Annotated in this window: 21 protein-coding genes and 1 tRNA gene; 12 read left to right on the forward strand and 10 right to left on the reverse strand. The window is 44.7% G+C overall.

What is annotated here, in order from left to right:
• Positions 1–32 precede the first annotated feature (32 nt).
• The gene (locus IQ263_RS03180; RefSeq protein WP_194066142.1) at positions 33–296 is read left to right on the forward strand and encodes a hypothetical protein; all 264 of its coding nucleotides are present in this window, start codon (positions 33–35) and stop codon (positions 294–296) included.
• 475 nt (positions 297–771) lie between these two features.
• On the opposite strand, the gene IQ263_RS03185 is transcribed toward IQ263_RS03180, so the two are convergent.
• Positions 772–1,386, reverse strand: a complete 615-nt coding sequence (locus IQ263_RS03185) for a DUF6658 family protein (protein WP_194066143.1) — start codon at positions 1,384–1,386, stop codon at positions 772–774.
• 478 nt (positions 1,387–1,864) lie between these two features.
• Here IQ263_RS03185 and IQ263_RS03190 point away from each other — a divergent pair, with 478 nt between their 5' ends.
• Positions 1,865–2,050 carry a hypothetical protein gene (locus IQ263_RS03190; protein WP_194066144.1) on the forward strand — a complete coding sequence of 62 codons (186 nt, stop codon included), beginning with the start codon at positions 1,865–1,867 and terminating at the stop codon, positions 2,048–2,050.
• Between the two features lie 27 nt (positions 2,051–2,077).
• On the opposite strand, the gene trpA is transcribed toward IQ263_RS03190, so the two are convergent.
• The 3 genes from trpA to ndhL form a co-directional block, all read right to left on the reverse strand.
• A complete protein-coding gene (trpA, locus tag IQ263_RS03195) occupies positions 2,078–2,869 on the reverse strand; it encodes a tryptophan synthase subunit alpha (protein ID WP_194066145.1) in 792 nt (263 codons plus the stop codon).
• 260 nt (positions 2,870–3,129) lie between these two features.
• On the reverse strand, positions 3,130–3,435 hold the full coding sequence (locus IQ263_RS03200; RefSeq protein ID WP_194012153.1) for a DUF3007 family protein: 306 nt from the start codon (positions 3,433–3,435) through the stop codon (positions 3,130–3,132).
• The gene (gene ndhL / locus IQ263_RS03205; protein WP_193972727.1) at positions 3,436–3,651 is read right to left on the reverse strand and encodes an NAD(P)H-quinone oxidoreductase subunit L; all 216 of its coding nucleotides are present in this window, start codon (positions 3,649–3,651) and stop codon (positions 3,436–3,438) included.
• 198 nt (positions 3,652–3,849) lie between these two features.
• Between ndhL and IQ263_RS03210 the strand changes: the two genes are divergently transcribed.
• A tRNA-Leu gene (locus IQ263_RS03210) sits at positions 3,850–3,934 on the forward strand.
• Between the two features lie 215 nt (positions 3,935–4,149).
• Here the strand turns inward: IQ263_RS03210 and IQ263_RS03215 are convergent.
• The gene (locus tag IQ263_RS03215; protein ID WP_194066146.1) at positions 4,150–6,861 is read right to left on the reverse strand and encodes a class I SAM-dependent DNA methyltransferase; all 2,712 of its coding nucleotides are present in this window, start codon (positions 6,859–6,861) and stop codon (positions 4,150–4,152) included.
• An 80-nt stretch (positions 6,862–6,941) separates the two neighbouring features.
• On the opposite strand from IQ263_RS03215, the gene IQ263_RS03220 reads away from it, so the two are divergent.
• From IQ263_RS03220 to ureC, 5 genes are all read left to right on the forward strand, one after another.
• Positions 6,942–7,817, forward strand: coding sequence for an urease accessory protein UreD (locus tag IQ263_RS03220; RefSeq protein WP_194066147.1), 876 nt, complete (start codon positions 6,942–6,944; stop codon positions 7,815–7,817).
• A gap of 112 nt (positions 7,818–7,929) precedes the next feature.
• Entirely contained in the window at positions 7,930–8,232 is a 303-nt protein-coding gene (gene ureA / locus IQ263_RS03225; RefSeq protein WP_015179363.1) for an urease subunit gamma, read from the forward strand.
• 33 nt (positions 8,233–8,265) lie between these two features.
• Entirely contained in the window at positions 8,266–8,577 is a 312-nt protein-coding gene (locus IQ263_RS03230) for an urease subunit beta (protein WP_194066148.1), read from the forward strand.
• A 50-nt stretch (positions 8,578–8,627) separates the two neighbouring features.
• Positions 8,628–9,638 carry a PDDEXK family nuclease gene (locus IQ263_RS03235; protein WP_194066149.1) on the forward strand — a complete coding sequence of 337 codons (1,011 nt, stop codon included), beginning with the start codon at positions 8,628–8,630 and terminating at the stop codon, positions 9,636–9,638.
• The gene (ureC, locus tag IQ263_RS03240) at positions 9,635–11,371 is read left to right on the forward strand and encodes an urease subunit alpha (RefSeq protein ID WP_194066150.1); all 1,737 of its coding nucleotides are present in this window, start codon (positions 9,635–9,637) and stop codon (positions 11,369–11,371) included. Before IQ263_RS03235 ends, ureC begins: the two co-directional genes overlap by 4 nt.
• A 93-nt stretch (positions 11,372–11,464) precedes the next feature.
• Here ureC and IQ263_RS03245 read toward each other — a convergent pair whose 3' ends face one another.
• From IQ263_RS03245 to IQ263_RS03255, 3 genes are all read right to left on the reverse strand, one after another.
• Positions 11,465–12,100 carry a hypothetical protein gene (locus IQ263_RS03245; RefSeq protein ID WP_194066151.1) on the reverse strand — a complete coding sequence of 212 codons (636 nt, stop codon included), beginning with the start codon at positions 12,098–12,100 and terminating at the stop codon, positions 11,465–11,467.
• 165 nt (positions 12,101–12,265) lie between these two features.
• On the reverse strand, positions 12,266–13,261 hold the full coding sequence (locus IQ263_RS03250; RefSeq protein WP_194066152.1) for a pentapeptide repeat-containing protein: 996 nt from the start codon (positions 13,259–13,261) through the stop codon (positions 12,266–12,268).
• 240 nt (positions 13,262–13,501) lie between these two features.
• On the reverse strand, positions 13,502–15,187 hold the full coding sequence (locus IQ263_RS03255; RefSeq protein ID WP_194066153.1) for a hypothetical protein: 1,686 nt from the start codon (positions 15,185–15,187) through the stop codon (positions 13,502–13,504).
• 449 nt (positions 15,188–15,636) lie between these two features.
• Between IQ263_RS03255 and IQ263_RS03260 the strand changes: the two genes are divergently transcribed.
• Positions 15,637–17,136, forward strand: a complete 1,500-nt coding sequence (locus tag IQ263_RS03260) for a phytoene desaturase family protein (protein ID WP_194066154.1) — start codon at positions 15,637–15,639, stop codon at positions 17,134–17,136.
• 245 nt (positions 17,137–17,381) lie between these two features.
• On the opposite strand, the gene IQ263_RS03265 is transcribed toward IQ263_RS03260, so the two are convergent.
• Positions 17,382–18,395, reverse strand: coding sequence for a leucine-rich repeat domain-containing protein (locus tag IQ263_RS03265; RefSeq protein ID WP_194066155.1), 1,014 nt, complete (start codon positions 18,393–18,395; stop codon positions 17,382–17,384).
• A gap of 366 nt (positions 18,396–18,761) precedes the next feature.
• On the opposite strand from IQ263_RS03265, the gene IQ263_RS03270 reads away from it, so the two are divergent.
• Entirely contained in the window at positions 18,762–19,229 is a 468-nt protein-coding gene (locus IQ263_RS03270; protein ID WP_194066156.1) for an ABA4-like family protein, read from the forward strand.
• Positions 19,230–19,443: 214 nt separating this feature from the next.
• On the opposite strand, the gene IQ263_RS03275 is transcribed toward IQ263_RS03270, so the two are convergent.
• Positions 19,444–22,362 (reverse strand): sensor histidine kinase, encoded by a 2,919-nt coding sequence (locus IQ263_RS03275; protein ID WP_194066157.1) that lies wholly within the window; start codon positions 22,360–22,362, stop codon positions 19,444–19,446.
• Positions 22,363–22,596: 234 nt separating this feature from the next.
• On the opposite strand from IQ263_RS03275, the gene IQ263_RS03280 reads away from it, so the two are divergent.
• Both IQ263_RS03280 and IQ263_RS03285 read left to right on the forward strand, forming a co-directional pair.
• Positions 22,597–23,760 carry a quinone-dependent dihydroorotate dehydrogenase gene (locus IQ263_RS03280; protein ID WP_194066158.1) on the forward strand — a complete coding sequence of 388 codons (1,164 nt, stop codon included), beginning with the start codon at positions 22,597–22,599 and terminating at the stop codon, positions 23,758–23,760.
• Positions 23,761–23,869: 109 nt separating this feature from the next.
• On the forward strand, positions 23,870–24,688 hold the full coding sequence (locus tag IQ263_RS03285) for an FkbM family methyltransferase (protein WP_194066159.1): 819 nt from the start codon (positions 23,870–23,872) through the stop codon (positions 24,686–24,688).
• Positions 24,689–24,716 lie beyond the last annotated feature (28 nt).

The raw sequence follows: 24,716 nt of genomic DNA on the forward strand, positions 1-24,716 counted from the left end.
GCTTGCCAGAGCCCGAGGACACTGTAAAAAAAATGCTTCTTGCAAAACACAGATGCTCCCGTTTGCTGCTAGTCGGTTGCGAGTGTTTTTCGGGTGCCGCCGAGACAGCAGCCGATCGACAATCGGCGTATAATTGCGCGATCGGGCAATCTCCGGGCATTACTGTCAAATTTACTACCTCTACTGTTGCAGCCATTTTGGCCTATCCCAGTCCAGAGTCTAACTTGACAATAGTTAATGTATCTATCTTAGGGTATAAACAGCATAATTTTCTAGTGGCCGATCGCAAATTATAGTTATCTACCAAACAACATTTTATACTTAGGCGATCGAATTTAGAGTCTTTTACTTACGTGTAAATTGCTGCGTTTCATCTCAAATGCAGTTAAATTAATGCCAAATCCAAGTAGTAACACGGGAAAATAATGTCTTAAAGAATACTTTATATAATTAAGTAATTTAATATAGCTCGATCGTGAAATCAGTAAAATGGCTCCTGCAAAAAGATACAGCGCATCCCAGGTTTATATGAAGTACACCTCATAAATCTGGAACACGCTGTATATTGCTGGTTCTGTGCGAGCAACGAAGCAATCTCCAAAAGATTAATATTGCTTCGTTTCTCAACGTTATTTGAAATTAGTCGATCGCATCTGCCGCTCTTTCTGCTGCTCGTTGAGTTCTGTCAATATCTCGATTCACTTTCGAGCGAAAATTGTCCGAGGCATCTTCAGCGTTCTATTTTGCATTTCGCGCTGCATCTGTGACATTTTATTTGCCGCCGCTGGTATTATATCTCAGAGACTCAGTACCCTCTGCTGCTCTTTCTTTCGCTCCGTCGGTAGCTTCTTTAACAATCTCTTTTGCTCCCTTCAAGCCGTCGCGAGTGTTTTCTTTAAGGTTAGCAAAGCCTTCCTTGGTTTTGTCGCCAAAGTTATCAGCTTTGCGCTGAACCGTGCGAGAATTCTCATTCACCTTGTCGCCAATTTCGTCAAGTTTGTCGGACGCATCTTCTTTTACCCGCCGCACATTTTCGCCCACATCGCTGCTAGATTTGGTGTCGATGCGGCGCTGGGCTTCATCTTTGAGAAGCTGAGCTTTTGCTTCTGCTGCTGTAACAGTTGTGTTTCTGGGATCGTCATCGCTGTATTGATTCTGGCCGCCTTTATATACCGAAGTTACAGCCTCAGAAGGCACTTCTTCTCTAATTTGGTCGGAGGTTTTTGCTGCCATCACATCAGTTTTTGTTGCGCTCCCATCAGTTTTTGTTGCGCTCACATCAGGGCTACTGCAGGCCGTACTCACTAATACTAAAATGCCAGCCAGAAACACTGTTAAAATTTGTACAGCTCGAATTTTTTTCAGAAAAGCAGTTAGTCTGTTCATAAAAATGATCCTTTCTATTTCTATTGTGATATGCTCTAATTCCTGGTAGTTTTGTAGATGGCTAGCATTACAAACTAGAGGAACTTAAACACTTTTTACAATATATAAATAATAACAGGAGCTTTTCATCTACCTCAAGTTAGATTCCTCAAGTTGTAGTCATTAGTCATTAGTCATTAGTCATTAGTCATTAGTCATCAGTCATCAGTCATTAGTCATCAGTCATTAGTCATTAGTCATCAGTCATCAGTCATGTTTTGCTGTCGCCTCCGAGCTTTCCGTACAACGTCATCAGTTCGATTGAAGATGGAAGAAGAAAGATGGAAGACTTGACAGGAAACAGGAAACAGTTGACAGCTTGCCCGAAAAGTCCGTTGTTGGGTTGATATTTGACTGATGCAAGATGGAACAAAAAACGGACAATCCTCCATCTCATACCAATTATTAAAAATCGTAGTTGTGTGCGCCGGATACGGCAATGCCTTTTCCCTGCTTGGCTGAGCGTTTGGCGGGAAGTGCGCGCTGGGTTGAAAGGTTTTGTGTTGTGGGAGTAAAAAAAACCTTCTGGTCAAGAACCAGAAGGAAGGAGGTGTATGATCTCAAGTACAACAAGGTCTTTAATCCCAATTGTGGCGACACGGGGCGATCGCCCGCATCTGTCTAATGGCTGAAAGTATCTGCACAGTTGCTATCATTGAATCGCTGTTTTTAAGCTCTTGCAGAATTCGCCTACCGCTGCTAAACCCTCTTCTGGAGTGCCTTGGGCCAAGCGTTTAACAAAAGCACTGCCAACAATCACAGCATCTGCACCCCATTCTTTGACTTGTTGAGCGTGTTCCGGTGTCGAGATACCAAAACCGACACCGATGGGTTTGTCGGTGATGCTACGAATTTCTTGCAGCAACTCTTTTGCTCGCGTTTCTAAGCCTTCGCGCACTCCCGTAACCCCGGTTACGCTGACTAAGTAAATAAATCCTTGAGACTGGCGGGCGATCGCTTCTATGCGATTTTTGGGACTTGTCGGAGCAACTAATAATGTTAGTTCAATCCCTAATTTGTTGGCTGGTTGGATGAGATTGTCGGCTTCTTCTAAGGGCAAATCGGGTACAACCAATCCCTGAACTCCAGCACTTTTGATTTGCTGCAAGAAGGTTTCTATACCTCGGTACAAAATCGGGTTGTAGTAGGTAAACAGAATAATGGGCGATCGCAAATTCGGACTAACTTTGGCTACCATTTCCAGCACCGGATCTAACCGCGTTCCCCGCTGCAGGGCCCTAGTAGCAGCAGCTTGAATCACCGGCCCGTCAGCTAGCGGGTCAGAATAGGGAACGCCAAGCTCGATCGCATCAGCACCGTTATCATCCAAAACTTGCAGTGCTTTAGCCGTTGTCTCCAAATCTGGGTCGCCAGCAGTAATAAAAGGAATTAATGCACATTTGTTGCTCTTTCGCAACGTTTCAAAACAATTAGAAATAGTCATTAGTTATTAGTCATTGGTCATTGGTCATTAGTCATTAGTCATCAGTCAATAGTCCTTGGTCAATAGTCATTAGTTATCAGTGCCGTCATCGCTCTCGAACCTTGTCATTAGTGCGAGATTAAGAACTCGCTTTCCATCCTCAATCATTAGTCATCAGTCGTCAGTTGCCCGAAGCGAGCGACATCCTCGCACGCCTAAAAAACACTAATAACTAATAACTGAGGACTAATGACTAATGACCAAGGACTAATGACTATTGACTAATTATCTTTTTCCTGCTCAATTTCGGCTTGAAGTTTGGCTAACTCTTCAGGAGTGAGTGCATCTAGCTGCTTCTGCAAGACAGCATCTTTGTACTCTTTCAGTTGCTCGCTGTAGGTCATACTTTGAGTCAGGGCTCGAAATAAATAAGTCACCAGCCAGCCAATCAAGCCAGCAACCAAAAATAACTGACTCCAAATCCCTGCATTCATGCTGTCGAGTCCGGCGAATTGCAGTAGCAAGTAGACTATGCCACCTGCTACAAAAAAGCCGAGACTGATTCCAATTACGTCAATACGTCGCATTTAGGCTTCAATCTGCCGCCGTTTGGGGCGAAAGTTCAAAAAGGGAGCTAGGAGAAACATACCGGGGAAGAAGAAGAACATCAAGAAGTACATGAAGCCGCGCTCAAAAGACGTGGCCACGTACCAGCGGCTGTTCAGGTAAGCGTAGGTGGCGGCCGGTACTACCAGGAGGTAGGCTCCTGCTAACACGGCGTAAAGCAGCAAGGTAATATACATAGATTTGCTTTAGGGGAATAATAACAACGGTAAGGGGGCACAGACGCTCCGCTAGCTGGTTAACTATTGTACCGCTTGGCGAGATGCAGCGCGAGTTTTGAGAATTTTTAGATTAGGGGTTGCGTAAATTGGGGTTTTGGTTGTAGAATAAAAGGCTGTTGCTGTCAGTGAATCAAATCCACAGCAATTTGACTAAAGGGGGGTGTGGCGGAATGGTAGACGCTACGGACTTAAAATCCGTTGACCCGAAACGGTCGTGTGGGTTCAAGTCCCTCCACCCCCATCAAATTTAGGTTGAAAGTGCGATACACGCCGATTCTCGACTTCTGAAAAAAATCGTGAATTTGTGTGTATCGTGTTTTAGGCAGCCACAAGCAAAGCAATCACAAATTCCGTACCCAGTCCGATTTGGGGATGGATCTCAATTTTGTCTTGATGCTGGGCAAGAATTGCAGAGGAAATGGATAAAAAATTTTACCTGGCAGTTAGTATTTTCGCTTAATTCGGGGCTGTGGGCCCAACTATGGGCTGACCTTGTTTTTCGGTTTCTGCCAGTTCTAGGTTCAATTCCAGCAGTTTTGCTAAAATATCGTCGCTGTCAGTAAATCCGTAAGCTGCATTACATTCGCGATCGAGCGCTTCATGAAGTTTATAAAGCTGACTTGTTGGTTCTTCAAAAAAATTATTGTAAAGTTGAGTAATTCCCCACTGTTTTGCTGACATTTGTTGAGTGCGGTATTCGTGCAATTCCAGCGCCGTTACGCGAATTTGCTCGACTGATTGACGAGTCGGTGTCTGCGGAAATGGGAAAGTTTCAAAGCAGGTATTGTGGGTGTAAGCGATATCTGCTTTGAGAGTTGATTTTTGAGCGTTCATCCAAGTACGGTGAACTTTAGATGTGAGGATGCCAAAAACATAAAAATCATCAGAGGCAACAACTACTGATTTGTCTCCTGGCAGCCAACTAACGGGAGCGGGAATGAAGACAGCCCACTTTGAGACTCTCGGTACGGTGAAGTAGTGAGATAAAAGGGCGATCGCCTTTCTCATTTTTGGAGCATTTTCGCCAAACTTCCACCAATTAATTCTCCTAGTATCCCTGCGGTTCTTATCCCGTTCTGGTTTGACAGTAGCTTTGATATGCTCAAAAGGGATTGCATAATCTATAGCTTCTTCAATCATCATCTCATTGAAATCAATTATCCAACGTTCAGGTCTACCGTGTGGATTTTTAGCTAAGTTTGCACCCATTGAAAACAGCTTGAGAACATCTTGATTCTTTAAATCTGCTTTCATCCAATCCTGAGCCTGTTGTTCGCTAGCAATAAACCCCATGCCAAGAGGAATTACACCTTGAAAGCATTTGTTTAAATTCGCTGACAACCTAGCAGCTTGAGAAACATCAATCGTAGCTTGCAGCGAAGAGTTGATACTGGAAACCACGAGATTATCTAAATAGTAAACTTTCGGCTTTTCCTTGCTCCAGTTAATCAAACTAACATGAACCTTAGCTTCCCCAGACCAAGGCTGAGTAGAAACTGCCGCATAAATGTGACCGCCATTGTGCGCGACATAATCTAAAGTAGCAGCACGGCTTTTACCTTGACTGATTGAATTAGTAGCAACTAAACCAGCCCTACCATTTAGTGCTAAATTATTGTGAGCAATGCGAAACCAATAAGCACAAAAATCAACCGAATCTTTCACATCAGGAAAGCGTTTAAACACGCGGTCAATATATTCATCTCCCAGGGCAATTCTCATGTGCTTGCCGCCTAAAAACGGAGGATTCCCGATAATCGCGTCAGCCTTTACCCAATCAGTAAATAAAGCATCAGCACAGACAATATTTTTATCCAAAGTATCTAAAGGCAGAGAAGGCTCTTTCAATCCCAAATTGTCGATCGCCACTTTGCGGCCAATCATCAGCGTCACCCGCGCCAACTCCACCGCAAACGAGTTAATATCCATGCCGTAAAATTGCTGCGGCGTGACTAAATTAATATAACCTCTTGTACCGTCGAACTCGTTTAGCTTATCTAAAAGTAACTTTTCAACTTGCTTCAGTTCCTGATAAGCTACATACAGAAAATTACCCGAACCGCAAGCCGGATCTAGCACGCGATAGCGACCTAATTCTTGGTGCAGATTTTGCAGTTTGGCTACGGTATTTGCAGCGTTAATTCGCTCTTCCCAGTAATAGCTAATTGTCGGCAGAACAATGCGGCGAATGTCTCCCTCTGTAGTAAAGTGAATCCCGTAAGCGCGGCGCTGTTTTTTATCTGTTTTCAAAGCCGATTCAAAGATATTGCCAAAAATAGAAGGGCGTACCTGACTCCAATTTTGTTCTGCACAAACTTCTAATATTTTCAATTCTCCCTGTTGCAGTTCAATGGGATGTATTTCAGAAAACAATCCGCCGTTGAAATAATCGACTCCTTCATAACGTCCCGCAGGCGTGACTCCCTGCTGATTCATGGCTTGAAATAAGCCGCCCAAGACATCGTAAGAACTTGCTCCTTCCAGACAATCTTTGACGCAGCGAGTAAAGAGTGCAGGCGGCAAAAGTCCCCGATCTTCGGCAAACATTGCTAAGACGCACTGCAACACAAATCGCTGTGCTTGAAACTGATTAAATTTAGCAAATTTGCGCTCTTGGCCGCGATCGATTAGCATTTCCAGCAGCATCCCCATTCTGCTAGCAGCTTTTTCGGTAATCTCGACTTGGTTGTTTTTGAATATGGGGCGGCGGCTGGTAGATTCCATGAAGGCAAAAGCGGGCGATCGCGCGGGCAATTGCTTTAGGGATATAATGTCTACAGGCTGATCCGGCTGAAGGTCGAAATCGTAAATGTGAAATTCGTCAAAATTGCACATCATGACGTAGCGCGGGCGATCGTCTTTTTTGAGGCGAATATAATAGCGTTCTGTTTGGGTGCGGTGTTCTCTTTTAGTCAAATCTTCGCCGCGCTTTTTCATTTCAATCAAAACGTGCTTTTTCCACACCAAATCAGCAAATCCCATTTGACCTTTTTTGCTGCTTTTTTCTATGCGTTCCTCATAGGTTGCGCCGGCTTCCAATGCCCCCTCGTGCCCGAAAGCCCGAAAGAAGCGGTCTAAAAACACTTGTGCTTGTCCTTTTTCATCGCCTGTAATGTTTTGCTGGCAGTAGGTGACGAATTTCTGGAGGCTTTCAGGGGTGGCTGGCATGGGAGGATAACTTAAAACGCATATTAAGTAGTATAATCTGCTATCTTGTATTATTGTTATCTTTTGTCATAAGCCACCTGGTGATTCAAAACTCGACTGAACAACCTACAAATAACATTCAAACTGGATGGCACGGCCGCCTCAATTTAGTCTACGCCAACCGCAGCGGCGCAACTCAAATCATCCACAATCAAATGCAAGCGCCCCTCAAGGTACAGCGCCCGTTTTATCCTGAAGGGAAAGAGGTTTGTCACAGCGTCATTTTGCACACGGCTGGGGGAGTTGTCGGGGGCGATCGCCTTTCCAGCAATTTTCATCTCCAACCCAACACCAAAGCCTTGATTACCAGCGCCGCTGCTAGTAAAATCTATCGTAGCAGCGGACTAAAATCACAACAAAATATCGATATTAAACTAGAATCTGGTGCTAATTTAGAATGGCTACCGCAGGAAACAATCGTTTTCGACGGCGCAATTTATCAGCAAAATCTGCGGGTAAAATTAGCACCGGCAGCGAGGATTTTGCTGTGGGAAATTACCCGGTTCGGACGCAGTGCTAAAGGCGAAAAGTTCTTGTCGGGAGAATGGATCTCGCACACCGAAGTCTGGCAACAAAACAGCCCTCTATGGATTGACAGACAATTGCTCAAAGGTGGATCGCAAATGCTCGAAAGTCCTCACGGTTTAGCAGGAAAACCCGTAGTTGCTACCCTCGCTTGGATCGGCGAACCTGTTACAGCAGAACTCGTGGAAAAATTGCGAGCTTTGCCATCTGAGGCAACAATTTATCCGGGTAATTCAACCGTCGGCGTGACTCGTATTCCTAACGGTTTGCTGTGCCGATATCGCGGTTCATCCACCACCGCAGCGAGAGACTGGTTTGTCAGCATTTGGCACTTGTTGCGCTTATCTTTTTCAGAACGCCCTTGCTGTTTGCCCAGAGTTTGGATAAAATAGGGTTTTCTGAATTCAAAAATTGTATCATTGACAGCTACTTCGATATCAAATTTGATGTATAATTGATAGCCGAACTTAAGCAAATAATGCGATCGCCCTTACCAGGATAAAAATGCAACTCACCCCCCAAGAAAAAGACAAACTGCTGATTTTCACCGCCGCCCTCGTAGCAGAGCGCCGGAAACAAAGAGGCTTAAAATTAAACTATCCAGAAGCACTAGCCTACATTTCCGCCGCGATTTTAGAAGGAGCTAGAGACGGCCTCACCGTCGCAGATTTAATGAGCTACGGGACAACTCTCCTGACGCGGGAAGATGTCATGGAAGGGATACCGGAAATGGTGCACGAAGTGCAGGTTGAGGCCACTTTTCCCGACGGCACTAAGTTGGTGACAGTGCACGATCCGATTCGTTAAATATTCTACCGCAACAACTCGCAGGAGATAGATATGATTCCGGGAGAAATGATTGTTTTAGCAGGCGAAATTGAATTAAATGCAGGGCGTGAAACAGTGCGCTTGCTTGTAGGAAATACGGGAGATAGACCGATTCAAATCGGTTCCCACTATCACTTTTATGAAGCGAACGAAGCCTTGGCATTTAATCGAGAACAAGCAAAAGGAATGCGGCTGGATATCCCGGCGGGAACGGCAGTCCGATTTGAACCCGGAGATGAAAGGGAAGTGCAATTAGTACCGTTTGTCGGCAGTCGTGAAGTCTACGGCTTTAACGGGAAAGTGAACGGTAAGTTAGATGGGTGAGACTTGTTTGCCGAGCTTAAAAAGAATAATTGGTAGGAGTATAATTCGATATGTCAGATCAAATTAGATTGTGGGAAATATCAAAGGATAAATTGAAGGAAATTACCGAATCTAAGTTAGACTTAGAATCGCGTTTAGAAACCTGGCTAGATAATGATATTTCAATTCTAGCAGACGATCTCTTGGTCATTGGTCGGCAAGTGATTACTGATTATGGTGGAAAGCTTGACCTTTTATGTATAGATAGGAACGGAGATTTAGTCATTGTTGAGTTAAAGAAGGACAAAACATCAAGAGAAGTAACAGCACAAGCCTTGGATGATGCCTCATGGGTTAAGGATTTGTCAAAGGAGAGAGTTACAGAAATTGCCAATGCTTATTTACTAACTAAAAATGGCAGTAACTTAGAAGATGCTTTTTGTGATAAATTTAGCTCAGAATTCCCTGATATCTTGAATTATCAGCACAACATTATAATTGTAGCTGCACAGATAGATAGTAATTCTGAAAGGATTATTAAATACTTGTCAGAAACTTATGGTGTGAGAATCAATGTCGCAACATTCCAGTATTTCCGTGACTCAAGCGGTAGAGAGTTACTAGCAAGAAAATTGTTGATTGAGGCTGAAATAAAACCTGTAAATACATCCAAAAAAAATCTCAACTTGACCCTAGAACAATTATCTGAAATGGCAGATAGCAATGAAGTTGGAAAATTGTATAGACTACTTTATGACGAAGTTGTACCACATATATTTTGGATAAATACAACAACAAAAGGTCTGGCATTGAGAGAAAGATGTCGAAATGGCAAACTTATCTTAAATCTTTTGTTAACTGAAAGTACGCCTAGGAATGGTCTAAAAGTTAAAGTATACATAGATAGAATTTCAAACTATTTAAACATTGATGCAGAAGAATTTGCTAATTTGTTACCTAACTATCAAGAAATAGAACAAGATGATTCCTTTGGTTTAATTGCTGAAGGATTCTTTAAAACAGAAGAACAGGTTAACCAGTTTGTGGCAAAATTAAATCAAGTAAGGAGTGGATTAATATGAGTTACAGAATGGATCGTCGCGCCTACGCGGAAACTTTTGGGCCGACAACGGGCGATCGCGTCCGGTTAGCCGATACAGAATTATTCATAGAAGTTGAACAAGACTTCACAACCTACGGGGATGAAGTTAAATTTGGTGGCGGTAAAGTTATTCGCGATGGTATGGGACAGTCGCCTATTTCTAATGCTGACGGTGCTGTTGACACGGTAATTACTAATGCTTTAATATTGGATTGGTGGGGAATTGTTAAAGCAGATATCGGTATTAAAGACGGGAAAATTTACAAAATTGGTAAAGCCGGAAATCCTTACATTCAAGATAGAGTAGATATTATTATCGGGCCGGGTACAGAAGTTATTGCTGGTGAAGGAATGATTCTCACGGCTGGGGGAATTGACTCTCACATTCACTTTATTTGCCCGCAACAAATAGAAGTGGCGATCGCCTCTGGAATCACTACAATGATCGGCGGCGGCACTGGCCCCGCAACGGGTACAAACGCCACCACTTGCACTCCCGGCCCTTGGCATATGTACAGAATGCTGCAAGCAGCCGACGCTTTCCCGGTGAATTTGGGATTTTTAGGTAAAGGAAATAGCAGCCAACCTCAAGGATTGGTCGAACAAATATTCGCCGGTGCAATGGGTTTGAAACTCCACGAAGATTGGGGAACTACGCCATCGACGATCGACAATTGTTTGAGTGTGGCTGACGAGTACGACGTGCAAGTTGCAATTCACACCGATACTCTCAATGAAGCGGGATTTGTGGAAGCGACAATTGCGGCTTTTAAAAATCGGGCAATCCACACTTACCACACCGAAGGTGCTGGCGGCGGACACGCACCGGATATTATTAAAGTCTGCGGCCAAGCTAATGTTTTGCCTTCGTCTACTAACCCGACTCGCCCTTATACTGTCAATACTTTGGAAGAACATTTAGATATGTTGATGGTTTGTCACCATTTGGATCGGGGGATTCCTGAAGATGTGGCTTTTGCTGAGTCGAGAATTAGAAGGGAAACTATTGCTGCTGAAGATATTTTGCACGATTTGGGCGCGTTTAGTATGATTTCTTCTGACTCGCAGGCGATGGGAAGGGTTGGGGAAGTGATTATTCGGACTTGGCAAACGGCTCATAAAATGAAGGTTCAAAGGGGGAATTTACCCCCCCTAACCCCCCCTTATCAAGGGGGGGAAATAGAGGGAGAAAATGACAATTTTCGGGCGAAGCGGTACATTGCAAAATATACAATTAATCCGGCGATTACTCACGGAATTAGTCAGTATGTGGGTTCGGTGGAAGAGGGGAAATTGGCGGATTTGTGTTTGTGGCGGCCGGCGTTTTTTGGGGTTAAACCGGAACTGGTAATTAAGGGAGGGGCGATCGCCTACGGGCAGATGGGAGATGCTAACGCTAGCATTCCGACGCCGCAGCCGGTGCATATGCGGCCGATGTTTGGCAGCTTTGGGGGGGCGATTGGGGCGACTTGTTTGACGTTTGTTTCTCAGGCGGCGCGCGATCGAGATATTGCCGCACAGCTCGGTTTGCAAAAGCCCACTGTAGCAGTTTCGGGCACGCGGCAAATTAGTAAAAGAGATATGAAACTCAACGATTATTTGCCACAGATGGAAGTCGATCCAGAAACCTATGAAGTGAGGGCGGATGGGGAATTGTTGACTTGCGAACCGGCAACTGTTTTGCCAATGGCGCAGAGATATTTTCTGTTTTGATTGGGATACCAAATCCGGCTTTGTTATTCCTTATTCGCGGACTAAAATATCGAGTAGGAACAGGCCGGAAAGCCTGTTCCACAAACAGTAAATTTAATTGTGGAGTGTCCCGCCGGCCCCGAAAGCCCCATTGAGCGATCGCACTATCGAACCCTGACACACAAACCAAAAATAAAGTGCAATATTAATCCCGCTCAACAACTTCGGAATTCCCTCCAACAAGCTCAAAAAAATCTCATTTTTCAAAGGCAGCGCTTCTGCACAAAAGGCAACAAATAACAACCCAACGCCGCTCAACAGTAAAGGATAGGGAGTTAATTTAATTTGCCTCCTAAAAACCAATCCGTATGCAATTGCCAGCACCGCATAAAATATGACAATTGTCACTTTAGGAAAACCCGCACGCCCCAGATGAACGTGGGTGCGAAAAACTTCATTGAACAGAAAGCAACCTGCAAACAGTGCCGAATATAAAATAAATCTATTTTCTGGGCGATTTGGTTGAATAATTCTCAGCAATCCAAAGGTAAAAACGCATACCATTACTGATAAATAAAATAACATTTGAAACGCCAAGAAAAAGAAACCAGCACCCGGATACGTGGTAGAGCAAGGCGGCAAAAATAACCCTTTTACCGAAGAACCGAATAAACTCAAGCACACAGTTACTAGCCCAACTAACAGTAAGGTTAGGCTGTTGAACAAAAAAACTGTTTTATAATTTCCCATGACTCATGAGTAAAAACTACTGTCGCGCTCAGCTACTTTGGATTTAAATTGCACCTTGCAGGATGCGTCAGCTAGCTGTTTGACAGCATCGAGAAACTAATAGCTGAGCCACCCTAAAAATTACCAATTCCCCATCCCTCCGCTTCGCGCTCGCCCAATTCCCAATCACCCGTGCAATTCTCCACTTGGCATAATTGTACCGCGCCACTGAGCTCCCGCTAAATTAGCAGTGCTCAAATCGGCTCTCATCAAATTTGTGCGGTGCAAAATTGCCTCCCGCAAATCTGTTCTAGCCAGGTAAGCATCAGTCATATCGGTTTCAGTCAAATTTGCTTGATTCAAATTAGCTCGACTTAAATCAGCCCTCACCAAATTAGCTCGACTCAAATCAGCCATAACTAAATTAGCATTGCTCAATTTAACATCAGGAAGAAATGCACCTCGCAAATTAGCACCAGCCAATTCAGCATCAATTAATATAGCTCTTTCTAACTTAGCATTTGTCATAACAGCCCAAGAAAAATTTGTTTCTACCAAAGTTGCTTCAGTCAAAAATGTGCCATTTAAAATAGCTTCGCTCAAATTCGCCTGAGTCAAATTTGCTTCCCGTAGAGATGCTTCAGTCAAATTCGCTTGACTGAGATTAGCTTTAGTCAAATCTGCACCTAGCAAATTGACGCCCCGCAAATCTGCACCTTGCAAATTTGCACTCCGCAAATTTGCACCCTCAAAAATTCGCGGCTCCTTACGCAAATTTGCACCGCGCAAGCAAGCGCCTCGCAAGTCTGTAGCTTGCAAATTGACTCCTCGCATATCTGCATCGCTCAAATTTGCATCGATAAAAATTGCTAAAGAGATGTTGGCTTTGCGACAGTCTGCACCTTGCAAAGTCGCTCCGTGGAAGTCTGCATCGGACAGATTTGCTCCGCTCAAGTTGGCCTGATTTAAGTTAGCACCGCACAACTTGGCATTAGTTAAATTTGCACTCTGAAGGTTAATTCTGCTCAGGTATGACATCGTTAAGTTTGCACCCCAGAGGTCAGCACTGCTTAAATTTACACCAATTAAATCCGCGCCGCTGAGGTATACGCCTCTGAGGTTCATACCTTGAAAATCTAGTTCTCCTGATGTATATCGCCTTAAAATTTCGCTGGCATTCATATTTGTTTTGAATCTGGGTAAAATATGCTATTACTTAAATTTTTGAATTTCAGTCTTTGTCTTGCAAACTTAGTTTTTGTAGCCGCAAACTTCTGTCGGGAGCATCTCAGTTTGGCCTTTTATAGTGCGAGGGTCCCCGATCGCGAACACAATACGCGATCGGGGACGCTCGCAGGCTAAATAAAAAAAAGCTTTTTGCTAAACACCAGATGCTGCCATTCTGTCGGGGATGTAATGAGTTTAATTCACAAATTCTTGAGTCCAAGCGACTGTTTTGTTGCCTACCTGTCGCCCGTGAATTTTCACGCGAGTCAGATATTTTGATTTTAAAGTACACAGTTTTTTGTGAATGTATGTAGCTGTAGTCTCTTGGTTTGGTAATTCGGCAGACTCTAAAATAACGTGGAGCCAACCGTCTTTAAATCCGGCTATAGCGGTAATTCCTTTAGGCTGTAGCAATTGATTGATCAATAGGGCGATCGCCTTTGGCTTGCCTTGTTGTGCCATTTCCACAAGCTGATACTGATTTGGTTTCTCTGGGGAATTAGGCGGCTCTGTTGCTGAACTGTTTTCGGCAATATTTTCGGAGGTTTCAGAAGGAGAGTACCCGCTTTCTTTTGACTCTACTTCCTTCAGAATTTCAATTAATTTGTCGGTAAATCCCTGAACTTGTTCTACATAATCTTTGAGATTTTTATATTTCAAATACAAACGTTCCTCTGGACTTTCCGTAGAAAATTTTCCGTTCAAAGCAGCTTCTAACTCGCTGAATATCTTTTCTATTTGATCCGTTGCTGAGTTAGCACTTTGACTGACCAATCCTGTCATTTCTTCTTCCAATCCCAACTTACGCTTGATGGAATCGCTAATATTGATAGTAACTGGAACGGTCGGCTCGTAAATTTCGATAACTGTCGGGGTTTCTGAAACTGGTAAGGTTTCTACCAAGTCTTTTCCGAAATTTGCCGTAGAATTATTGCTGCTGGTTTCGGGTTGTTTAAACTTGGTATTTTCTGCCGTGTCCGGCACTAAGCAAGTCTGCTCTGGGTCATAATAATAGTGAGTGGGAGCAGCTTGAATGATGTGAGTAATATCGCCCGACTCAAAATAATCGTTGTCCCTGTCAACCGGCTCGTTTTCTTGATAAAAGCTGTTGTTTAAATGGGTTCGATCGTAATCTTCGGTAGCGGAATCTTCGGCTCGATCGTGTTCTTTCTGTGGAAATTTTGCGTAACAATAATTCATCGCTTTGATAATCACGCTAGCCACTTGGTCGGATTCGTCTGTGTTGTCGAGACTGTCGGCAGTTCTGTACAACTGAGATTCGAGTTCGGGCAGACTGCTGCAGACTTTAAACAGTTGTCGCAGCAGATTGTCAAGTTCTTGACTTTTTAGCAGCATCCAGTCGCGCTCGCTAAAAGTGAACTGGTGATAAAGAGTAGAAAAAATGAGGATTTTCGCCCTCAGCGGATTTGTTTGCTGTAAAATTTTTTGTCGGACATCAAATAGATCTCCGGGGTCTCTTTCATTCAACTCCTCTGGTGGCAGTTCCGAACTGAAGTGTTCGTCAAATGCAGGTGCTTCATAACCGCCAAAATTAGATATGTTTGTTTCTAATTTTGTGAAGTCTTGGTATTCGTAAAGCCTGCTCAGTTGGCAGACGATTTGATCTGCCATTAAAGCGTACTCGGTTTTTTTATTTACCTTAGCAACTAGACTGCTTAAAACTGCTTCAATATCTTCTAACTTGTTGTATTTAGCGCAGAGTTCTTGGATTAAACTCTTTACATCGGCGCTGGCGAGTTTGGTCGAATCGTTTTCCCAACACTCTTTACAAGCAAAAAATATAATTTTTTTTATGCGCGAGAGATTGATGTCTTGTTCTAATTCGCGAACAACTTCATCTAAAATAGATAAAGCTTGCATAGTTTTCCTCTCCAAAAAATACCCTGTCAGTCGATTTGAGATTTGAGATTTGAGATTTACTTGCATTGCCAGTGATTCACCGGCACCCCAACTTGAGTCTAAAATTTTAGGAGTTCCACGACTGTCCTGCGGGGGCTTCCGTTTTTGGCGGGGTCAAGATGCAGTGGATTTTCCATTTTAGATTTTTCGACTTTGCGAGGGAACAAGTTTGAGATTTTCGATTGACTTGCAGCTTTGCGAATCACCGGATTTCAGCAAGGGTCTAAAATTTTGCGATAATTCACTACTTATAGCAGTTATCACTCTCGATGAGGTATCGATAGAGCCCTCAATCTAAAATCTCAAATCTAAGCCTGTTGCTCACCTTTTTGAAATAGGCTATAGGTCTGGGCTTGTACTTGTTTCTGGCGGGTCAGCAATAAATAATACAATTATACCACATTTGATAAATGCAAGACTTTGATGCGATCGTAATTGGTAGCGGTATTGGCGGCTTAGTCGCAGGCTCGATGCTTTCTCGCTACGGGAAGCGGGTACTCGTCTGCGAGAGCCACACCATAGCGGGCGGGGCGGCTCACAGCTTTTGGCGCGGGGGATTTCACTTTGATTCTGGGCCTTCTTTTTATTGCGGTTTGAGCGATTCGCAGTCGCTCAATCCTTTGTCGCAAGTCTTGAATGTGTTGGAGGAATCGATCGCAGTAATTGCCTACGATCCGCTGGGCCATTACCATTTCCCTGAAGGAAGTTTGCCAGTTTATGCTAATGCGAGAAATTACTTAGATGCTGTAGCTCAATTCACACCGCAAGGCGCTATAGAATTGCAGCAATTTCAACAAAATCTATTAGTTGTGTATGACGCTTTGCGTGGAATTCCGGCTTTGGCGCTGAGATCGGACTGGCAATTGATACCTATGTTGCTGTCTCGGTACTCGCCTGCTTTGCTGAAGCTGTTACCGTCATTGGGGGCGATCGCCAGTTCGGCTGGTACATTAATGGATAGAGACGTGCGCGATCCTTGGGTGCGGCGTTTGATCGATTTGGAGTGTTTTTTGCTGTCGGGCTTGAAAGCCCACGAAACTGTCGCGCCAGAAATTGCTTTTATGATTGGCGAACGATCGCGAGTGGCGATCGAATATCCTGTAGGAGGCAGCGGTGCGATCGTCGATGCCTTAGTTCGAGGCTTGCAGCGGTGGGGAGGAAAATTGCGATTGGGAACACCAGTCGAGCAAATATTAGTTGAATCCGGCAAAACCACGGGCATTCGCTTGCAAAACGGCGAAATTATCCGCGCCCCAATTGTCATTTCAAATGCCACCGTTTGGGATACTTATACAAAGTTACTGCGGCCTGAAGATTTGCCAGCAAGCTACCGAAAAACTGCCTTGTCGGTGCCAGCAATCAACAGTTTCATGCACCTGCATTTAGGCATTAAAGCCGACAAACTCGAAGGATTGACCGGCCACCACGTCGTCGTTCACGACAGCACAATCGACATTACAGTACCCGGAAATACCTGCATGATTTCAATTCCGACAGTGTGGGATCAAACTCTAGCGCCGCCCGGACATCATGCCATTCACGCTTATACATTGGAACCTTACGCAGGTTGGGAATACGGCGGCGGTTATCAGGAAAAGAAACAAGGGCGATCGCAATCTTTGTTCAAAGCTTTAGAAAAAATTATACCGGATTTGCGATCGCGAATAGTCTTAGAGTCGATCGGCACACCGCTAACCCACGCCCGATATTTGCGCCGATATCAAGGAACCTACGGGCCTGCAATCGCCGCCGGAAAAGGCACATTTCCCGGGCCGCAAACCCCAGTCAAAGGCTTGTATCGAGTGGGAGACAGCACCATGCCGGGAATTGGCGTTCCCGCCGTCGCAGCATCGGGTATTTTGTGCGCCAACACCCTGGTAAATTCCGATGTGACTGCACAATTCTTGTAAACTAGCAGCAACAGGTTGGTAGTGAAGACTTTAGTCCTCTTTAAAATTATCAGAGGACTAAAATCCGCAGGATCGAACACTTTATCCACCAGCGGCAAAACTGCCCATAATTGCGATCGACAAAGCCAAACCTGGCAACAGCAGCACTACTAACATCAAAGCATCGTGCGAACTCATAACTTTCTCCTGATACCAACGTTCGACATCCTATCACAAGCCCCCAGATTTCGCCACGTCCTTAACAATTAAAACCGACATATAGATTCAGGATTGACAGGACAAATCTTATTCACAATCGGATTTCCGCGCAAGTCAAGCGCCGTCAACCTTTGCAAATATTGCAGCCAACCGATTTCAGAAATTTGATTATTGTACAAATCGAGCAAAAATAAGTTATTCAAAGCTTGTAGCGCCCCACCCTCCGAAATCCGATTGTTGAACAGATAAAGTTGAGTCAAATTAGTTAAGGATTTCAGCGGACTGATGTCTGATATTTGATTGTTACCTAGGTTTAGTTCAACTAAAGCAGTTAAATCTGCCAAAGGACTAATATCGGATATTTGATTTTGGAATAAAACCAGTCTTTTTAAGTTATTTAAAGCTTTTAGCGGAGTTAAATTAGATACTTTATTCTCGAATAAAAACAGGGTGTGTAGATTGTTCAAAGAAGCCAGCGGGCTGATGTCTGATATTTTATTTTTGTAAAGATAGAGAACTTTGAGTTCAGTTAAATTTGCTAAAGGAGCGAGATTGTGAATTTGATTTGTGTAGAGAATCAGCGCTTTTAACTTAGTTAAATTTTCCAAGGAACTGATATCGGATATTTGATTGTCAAACAAGACAAGTTCCGTAAGATTAGTTAAAGCAGCTAGGGGAGTAATGTCTGATATTTGATTGGTATCTAGAACGAGTCTAGTCAGATTAGTAAGAGATGAAAGCGGGCTGATATCTGATATTTGATTGACATCCATTACCAGAGTTTTCAGTTTAGTTAAAAATTGCAGGGGAGTGATGTCAGATATTTGATTGCTGTCGAGGATCAAACTCGTAAGTTGAGTGAAAGATGAAAGGGGACTGATATCGGTAATTTGAAGTTGTTTGAGATTGAGTTCTGTTATACTAGAAAGCAGTTCATCGGCTCGATCGCATTCGGCAGTATCTGATATTTGCAACAGTATATCTACGGTATGTTTCGCACCGGGAGAAAGATTTTCTTTATGCTTGCACCAATCAGGAAAATTACTATAAGTTGTTGTCATGGAATTTGATATAGCCTTTCAAGCTCTCATATGAGGTATTATCCGGCACAGGGGATAGGGCATGGGGCATGGGGCATAGGGCATGGGGCATAGGGCATATCTCACCACGCTTGAGAACCGCTATATTTCGGATTTTAGATGTCATTCCTAAACGCATCAGCACCTTCCAAATATAGTTTTCTCAGGTTCGTAGTGCGATTAATCGATCGCCCATGACACAAGTCTTAGATTTGGGATCAGTATAGCAACTCTTTTTAATTTGTGAATTAAATTTTTGGCATATTTTGATAATTTTTAGCAAAAATTGTGTAAAGTAATCTTAACAGTCTTGATTCTATCGCATTTTGCAGGAGCAAACACCAAATTATGACACCAGAACTAATTTTCAATGCGGGTAATCTGTTTGTTTTACCTTTCTGGGCAATTATGATTTTATTGCCAAACTGGGGAATTACCAGAAAAGTAATGAATTCCTTTATTCCGTTTGTGGTGCTCGCCCTCTTGTACATATATTTATTTGGTAGCAGTCTGACGGCGGAAAATGCGGCGGCTTTGTCCAATCCAAAACTAGCAGATATTGCTAAATTTTTGGGGGAGGAAACGGCGGCGGCTACGGGATGGATTCATTTTTTAGTCATGGATTTGTTTGTCGGGCGATGGATTTATTTGGAAGGACAGCGGACAAGAGTTTGGACGGTTCATTCTTTGGCTTTGTGTTTGTTTGCAGGGCCAATGGGATTGCTTTCCCATATTGTAACTGCTTGGATTACTGCCAAGTTTTTTCCGAATTCTGAGGCGGCAAGTGTTATATCAAATCCGTTAGCATCGGAATAGTAAATTCAGGCGTTGACTGTTGACTGTTGACTGTTAACAGTCAACATCATGAGGATTGCAACCGGAATTGATATCACTTCACAGGACATTATCTGCGTTTATCGGTGTTGCATCTACCTGACATCTGCGGTTGCTGTATCAATTCAGTGATTCATGCAATTGTTCGTTTATTCAACAGTAGACACAAGGCGCGCCCTAGGAAGTCAACAGAATTTTAAGAAGTGGCTAGGGGCAGGACTAAGCGGGCGACAATTGCATTATTTTCTAACCTTTCTAAGGAAAATTCTCCCCCCATTAAGCGTACCACTCGCTGACAAATTAAAAGATTTTGGACGATCGACCTATGTGACGAAACGGCCAGTATATCGTGGTGGGAACCGCCGTTGAAAGCAGCAATTAACTGTCGATCGCACTTTCGACCGCTATCGATCACAGACAACTCTAACAAATCTTCCCCCAACAGTACAGAGCGAATCTCAATCTTGTCACCAACTCCAGAGCGCCTGCAAGCCAACGCCAGCAATTCGCACAGGATCAAATCCAGCTTGATGCTGTCAGCGCGAACGCTCAAAGTCTTGCCCGCAGACACCGACACAGCAGCCTCCGTGTTGACTTCCAGCAAGACTTGCGACTGTTTGATACCGGCGGCCGCGCGATCGAGCGATCGCCTCAACCAAGCGCTCACAGACACCGCATCTCGTGCAAATTGCAGCCGCCACTGTTCGTGTTTCAACATCAAATGAGTTGACCCCAAAGCATTGCCCATTTGTCGCAAAACCTGTTGGTAGCGCAAAGTTTTCAGAGCATCCTTTTGTTCCTTCGCCGACTGCAAAATCGACTGGCTCAACTCCCCCAACTCCTTCATCCCCGCTCCCACAGTGCGGTAAAAATCCTCAAAACGGCGCAGCTTGTACCAGTTGAGCATTTCCAGATCCAATCGCTGCGACTCAGTGGCAGATTGCACCGCCAAATACCTGTGCCACCAAGCCAACTGAGACACCATCGAACTCAGTAAATTCACCGACAACTCAGACCACTGGCGGCCCTGAGCGTCGGCAACCACCACAATGCCCGTCGGAGCGTGTTCTGGGGCTGTCTGCAGTGCCACCGCCATAATTTCGCCAATTCCCGGACTGCGGAGCCACCGCTTCGTCGCCAGCGGGACTTGGCTCAAGTTCAGTTGCAGCAAGCCTCCTCGCGCCAGGGTTTGCTGGATCAAAGCATCTGTTTGCACGGGAATCTCGGCATCGGGATTGAGGGCAAATACGGGATTGGCCGCTACCGATGCAGAGATTGAACCCAACTCCTGGCCCGGATGCCAAGTAATGATGGCTACTAAAGGACAGGAAATTATCTGGGAAATTTGTTGAGCAAAGTTACCGTCGAGCTTTTGCAGTGGCAACTCTGGGAAAATTACAGGCGAAGCAGATTTCTGTTGCCCGAATTGCACCTCGCCAGAATGCTGCAAAACCGCTAACCCAGATTTGAGCGATCGCGAGAATTGCTGATATTTATCGATTTCCGAACTTTGCTGCCAAGAGTGCAAGATTAATCCTAGCTGTTGGCTGACTATTTCAACTAATTCTCGCTCCGCGCGCTTCCAAGTACGAGTGGCGCTGTGCCCAACAACCAGCAAACCCTCGATCGATTTTTGATTTTCGACGGGCGATTTGGGATTGCTGTTTTCGGACTTTGCCGTTTTCCCCCTAGTGTTCGATGCCAAAAGCGATCGCACCCCCGACTCCGCCAGCACTTCCCGCCAAGCTCCCAACCGCCCGTCTTCCTCCCAATTTTCAATCCCCAGAGGTTCCCCGCACTCTTGCAGCAGCAGCCTGTCAGCCGCATCGAGAGCTTTGAGCGGCGAAGGCACTGGCCTGCGGTTGCGGGGCAGATTTTGGGAGACAATTTCAAAGCAATTTTGTTCTTCACCGTACAGCAACAGCAAAAAATATTCGCATTTGAGCCGAGAGCACAACTTTTCGGCAGTATTTTTCAAAGTCGCCTCCCAGTCAGCATCGCTGTAGATGGCGCGAGCAATGCCGGCAGTTAAATCTCGATCGAGCTGTGTTTGCTCAATTTTCTCCTCCATCTCCGACAGAGGAGCAGTCAAAGCCACCAACTCCGCCACTCCCCGCAAGTAATGTTTTTCATTGTCTTGCCAAATCCGCGCCTCCGTCGCTTCCACTGCCAGAAATCCCAACAATTCGCCTTCGGAAACAATCGGCGCAGCCAACAGAGAGCGAGCGCGGATTTGCTGCATCAACCGCCCAGTCAGCTCAGTTTTCAAAGAACTGTGAGATTCACCGATCCAAACCATTTGTTCTGCAGTCAAAGCCTGATAAAATTCGCCCAAGTCTTGCACCGTGATGCCCGAAGCCGGTCGCCCTGGGCCCAAACCCGGAGACACTTGGCGGTTGCTGACTCTACGCCAAAAATAGCGCCGCTCTGCCTCGAACCAATAAACATTAGTCCGCGCCGGCTCGATAAATTCATGGGCCTGTTCTACTACCGCTTGCAAGTATTGATCGAGCGATCGCAATTCCCGCAACTGCGAAATCAGCGCTAATAGAGACTCATCCGGGTGTTTGACTTGTTCTCGCTGCCAATCTTTTTCTATTTGATAAAGAGCAGTTGCCAGCGCTCCAAATACGATCGCCAACTGCGTTTTTTCCTCCGACTTTGGCGACGCTCCCCACTGATCCGTCCCCAGCAAAATCACGCCGTAGCAGCGGTCTTTGTAGCGCAGCGGAAACAGAGTCGTGCCTTGAACGTTGAAAGTTTGAGCTGCCTTGCGCCATTCTCCCGCTCTATTTTCCGATCGCAAATCCGGGACTCCCACCGGGCGCAGTTGAATCACCACCTGTTCGAGCAAATCCCCTGGATTCAGGGCAAACCGCTGTTTGAGAAAAGACAAGTCGCCGTTAGGAGTCATGCCGCCTTTCCCGAACAATCGGTGAGCTTGTCGATCGTACAACCCGATCCAAATCAACCGCCAATCAAATTCCGCTTGCAAGTAACCCAGAGTGGTTTCCAGCAACACTTCCACATTCTCCTCTTCTCGCAGAGTTTGGAGAACGCGCTCCAGGCCCGCCATTTGTTCGTCTAAATCCTTCGATCTTTGCTCATGCCCCATTTTCCAACTTCCCCACACCTTTGTCCAATTTCAAATTACCAACTTAAAAAAATTAAAAATTAAAATTAAAAACAATCAACCTATAATATAATCGTCTCAATTATGATTCAATCTCAAACATTAGATAAAGTCGATGGAAGTTGAAGTAAAAATCTTCGCTTCATTGTCGTCGGCTTTTGAATATTTTTATTTCCCTTCTAATTTCTCATTTGTCAAGTGCCCCAGGACAAGTCATTGGATATATATCAATCTAGCGTGCGCCCGCTGTTGTTTTCCGTATTGAAAACCGACGCCGAGTGGCTGCACAACCGCACTCTCCAAATTCTCGAACTCGCAGCCAGAACCCAGTCAAACCCAGCAACCAGCCAAATGCTCTGGCGATTGCAAAAATCTTTGGGAGTGCAAGATTCTCGCCTCGAACAATCGAAGTGGGGAATAAGCTTCAAAAACCCTGTCGGCTTGGCCGCCGGATTTGATAAAAACGGCCAAGCAGCAGACATTTGGGCAAATTTTGGCTTTGGCTTTGCCGAAATGGGTACAGTCACCAGCCAAGCGCAGCCGGGAAACCCCCAACCTCGCTTGTTTCGCTTAGAGGCTGACAGCGCAGCCCTCAACCGCATGGGCTTTAACAATCAAGGAGCCGCAGCAATGGCCGCCCGGTTTGAGGCTTCCCAGAAACAGTCAAAATCCGAGGCCTCGCGTTCCATGCCTCAGTCCCCTTACCCCATCGGCATCAATCTCGGTAAATCTAAGGTAACACCGTTAGAGCAGGCAGCCGCCGATTATTTGGAGAGTTTTAAGCTGCTCAAAGATTGGGGGGATTATTTTGTAGTCAACGTTTCATCTCCAAATACGCCTGGATTGCGATCGCTCCAAGATGCTGCGGGGCTCAGCACAATTTTGGAAATTTTGCAACAAGAAAACCGGGGAATCAAGCCAATTTTAGTCAAAATTGCGCCGGATTTGGAGATGGAGGATATCGCATCAATCCTCGACATCGCCAAAACCTACCAACTAGCAGGAATTATCGCCACAAACACCACCATCCGGCGCGACGGATTGAAAACCCAAATATTGCCAGAAACCGGCAAACCAATCGCCGAAGAAGCCGGCGGAATTAGTGGAATACCAGTGCGGGGGCGATCGACAGAAATCATCCGATTTATCTGGCAATATACAAAAGGCGAACTACCCATAATAGGAGTTGGCGGCATTTTCACCGCCCACGATGCTTGGGAAAAAATCGCCGCCGGCGCGAGTTTAATTCAAGTCTACACAGGTTGGGTGTACGAAGGCCCTTGGATGGTGCGCCGAATTTTGGAAGGTTTGCTGCAAAAATTAGATGAAAAAGGATTTAATTCAATTTCCGAAGCCGTTGGTTGCGAAAATATTAAATAATTCCTCGTTACCAGGAAGAACCTGGTAATGCACCAGAGGCGAGGCTATGCCTCTATTTACCGGATACAATATCAATTTTCTGCATCTTATTAAAATCAGGAAAAGAATTATGAACACACAAGAAACAGGAGTTCCTAGAAACACCATGTCAGGCAGCTTGTTGCTGGCTAAAAACTTAGGTTTTGAACCCCAAACAGTGATAGATGTCGGTGCCGCATTGGGAACTTTTAACCTCTACGAAACCTTTCCGAATTCGCGACACTTACTAATTGAACCCATCGCCGAAAATGAACCTTATCTCGCCAAAATTTGCCGGAAACTCCCAAGTGCAGAATATATTATTGCTGCAGCCACCAAAAAATCGGGAGTTTTCACCCTCAATGTCAGTCCCGATATGCTGCACTCTTCAATTTCAGAAAATCGCGTTACCGACAGCAGCAATCCTTATTTGAGAAACATACCTGCAATTACGCTGGACGGAATATGCAGAGAAAGAAATTTACCAGGCCCGTATTTAATTAAAGTGGATGTAGACGGACAGGAATTAGATGTTTTAGCGGGAGCAACGGAAATTTTGCAGCAGACTGAATATGTAATTATTGAAGTTACTTTATTTGGTCAAATGTATGATGTCATGAGTTTTATGAAGTCCCAAGGATTCGCAGCTTACGATATTGTTGATTTGGGATATCGTCCGATTGATGCAGCATTGTGGCAAGTAGACATGGCTTTTGTCAAAGAATCTGGGCGCTTTAGAAGAGATAGTCATTACGCGACAGGAGAGCAGGATATCGAACAAGTTAACTCGTATCTCAAAGCTTATCGGGAAAGTTTCATCAAGCATATTGAAACTAATTACAGCGATGCTGTAGAGCCGGAACCGCAGGTGAGTCAAGCTGTTTTGAGCGATGAATATGTAATCATTTAACTCAAGTTTCTCGGAATGGGGAATTAAT

The organism is Tychonema sp. LEGE 06208, assembly GCF_015207505.1.
In the GTDB taxonomy this organism is placed as follows: domain Bacteria; phylum Cyanobacteriota; class Cyanobacteriia; order Cyanobacteriales; family Microcoleaceae; genus Microcoleus.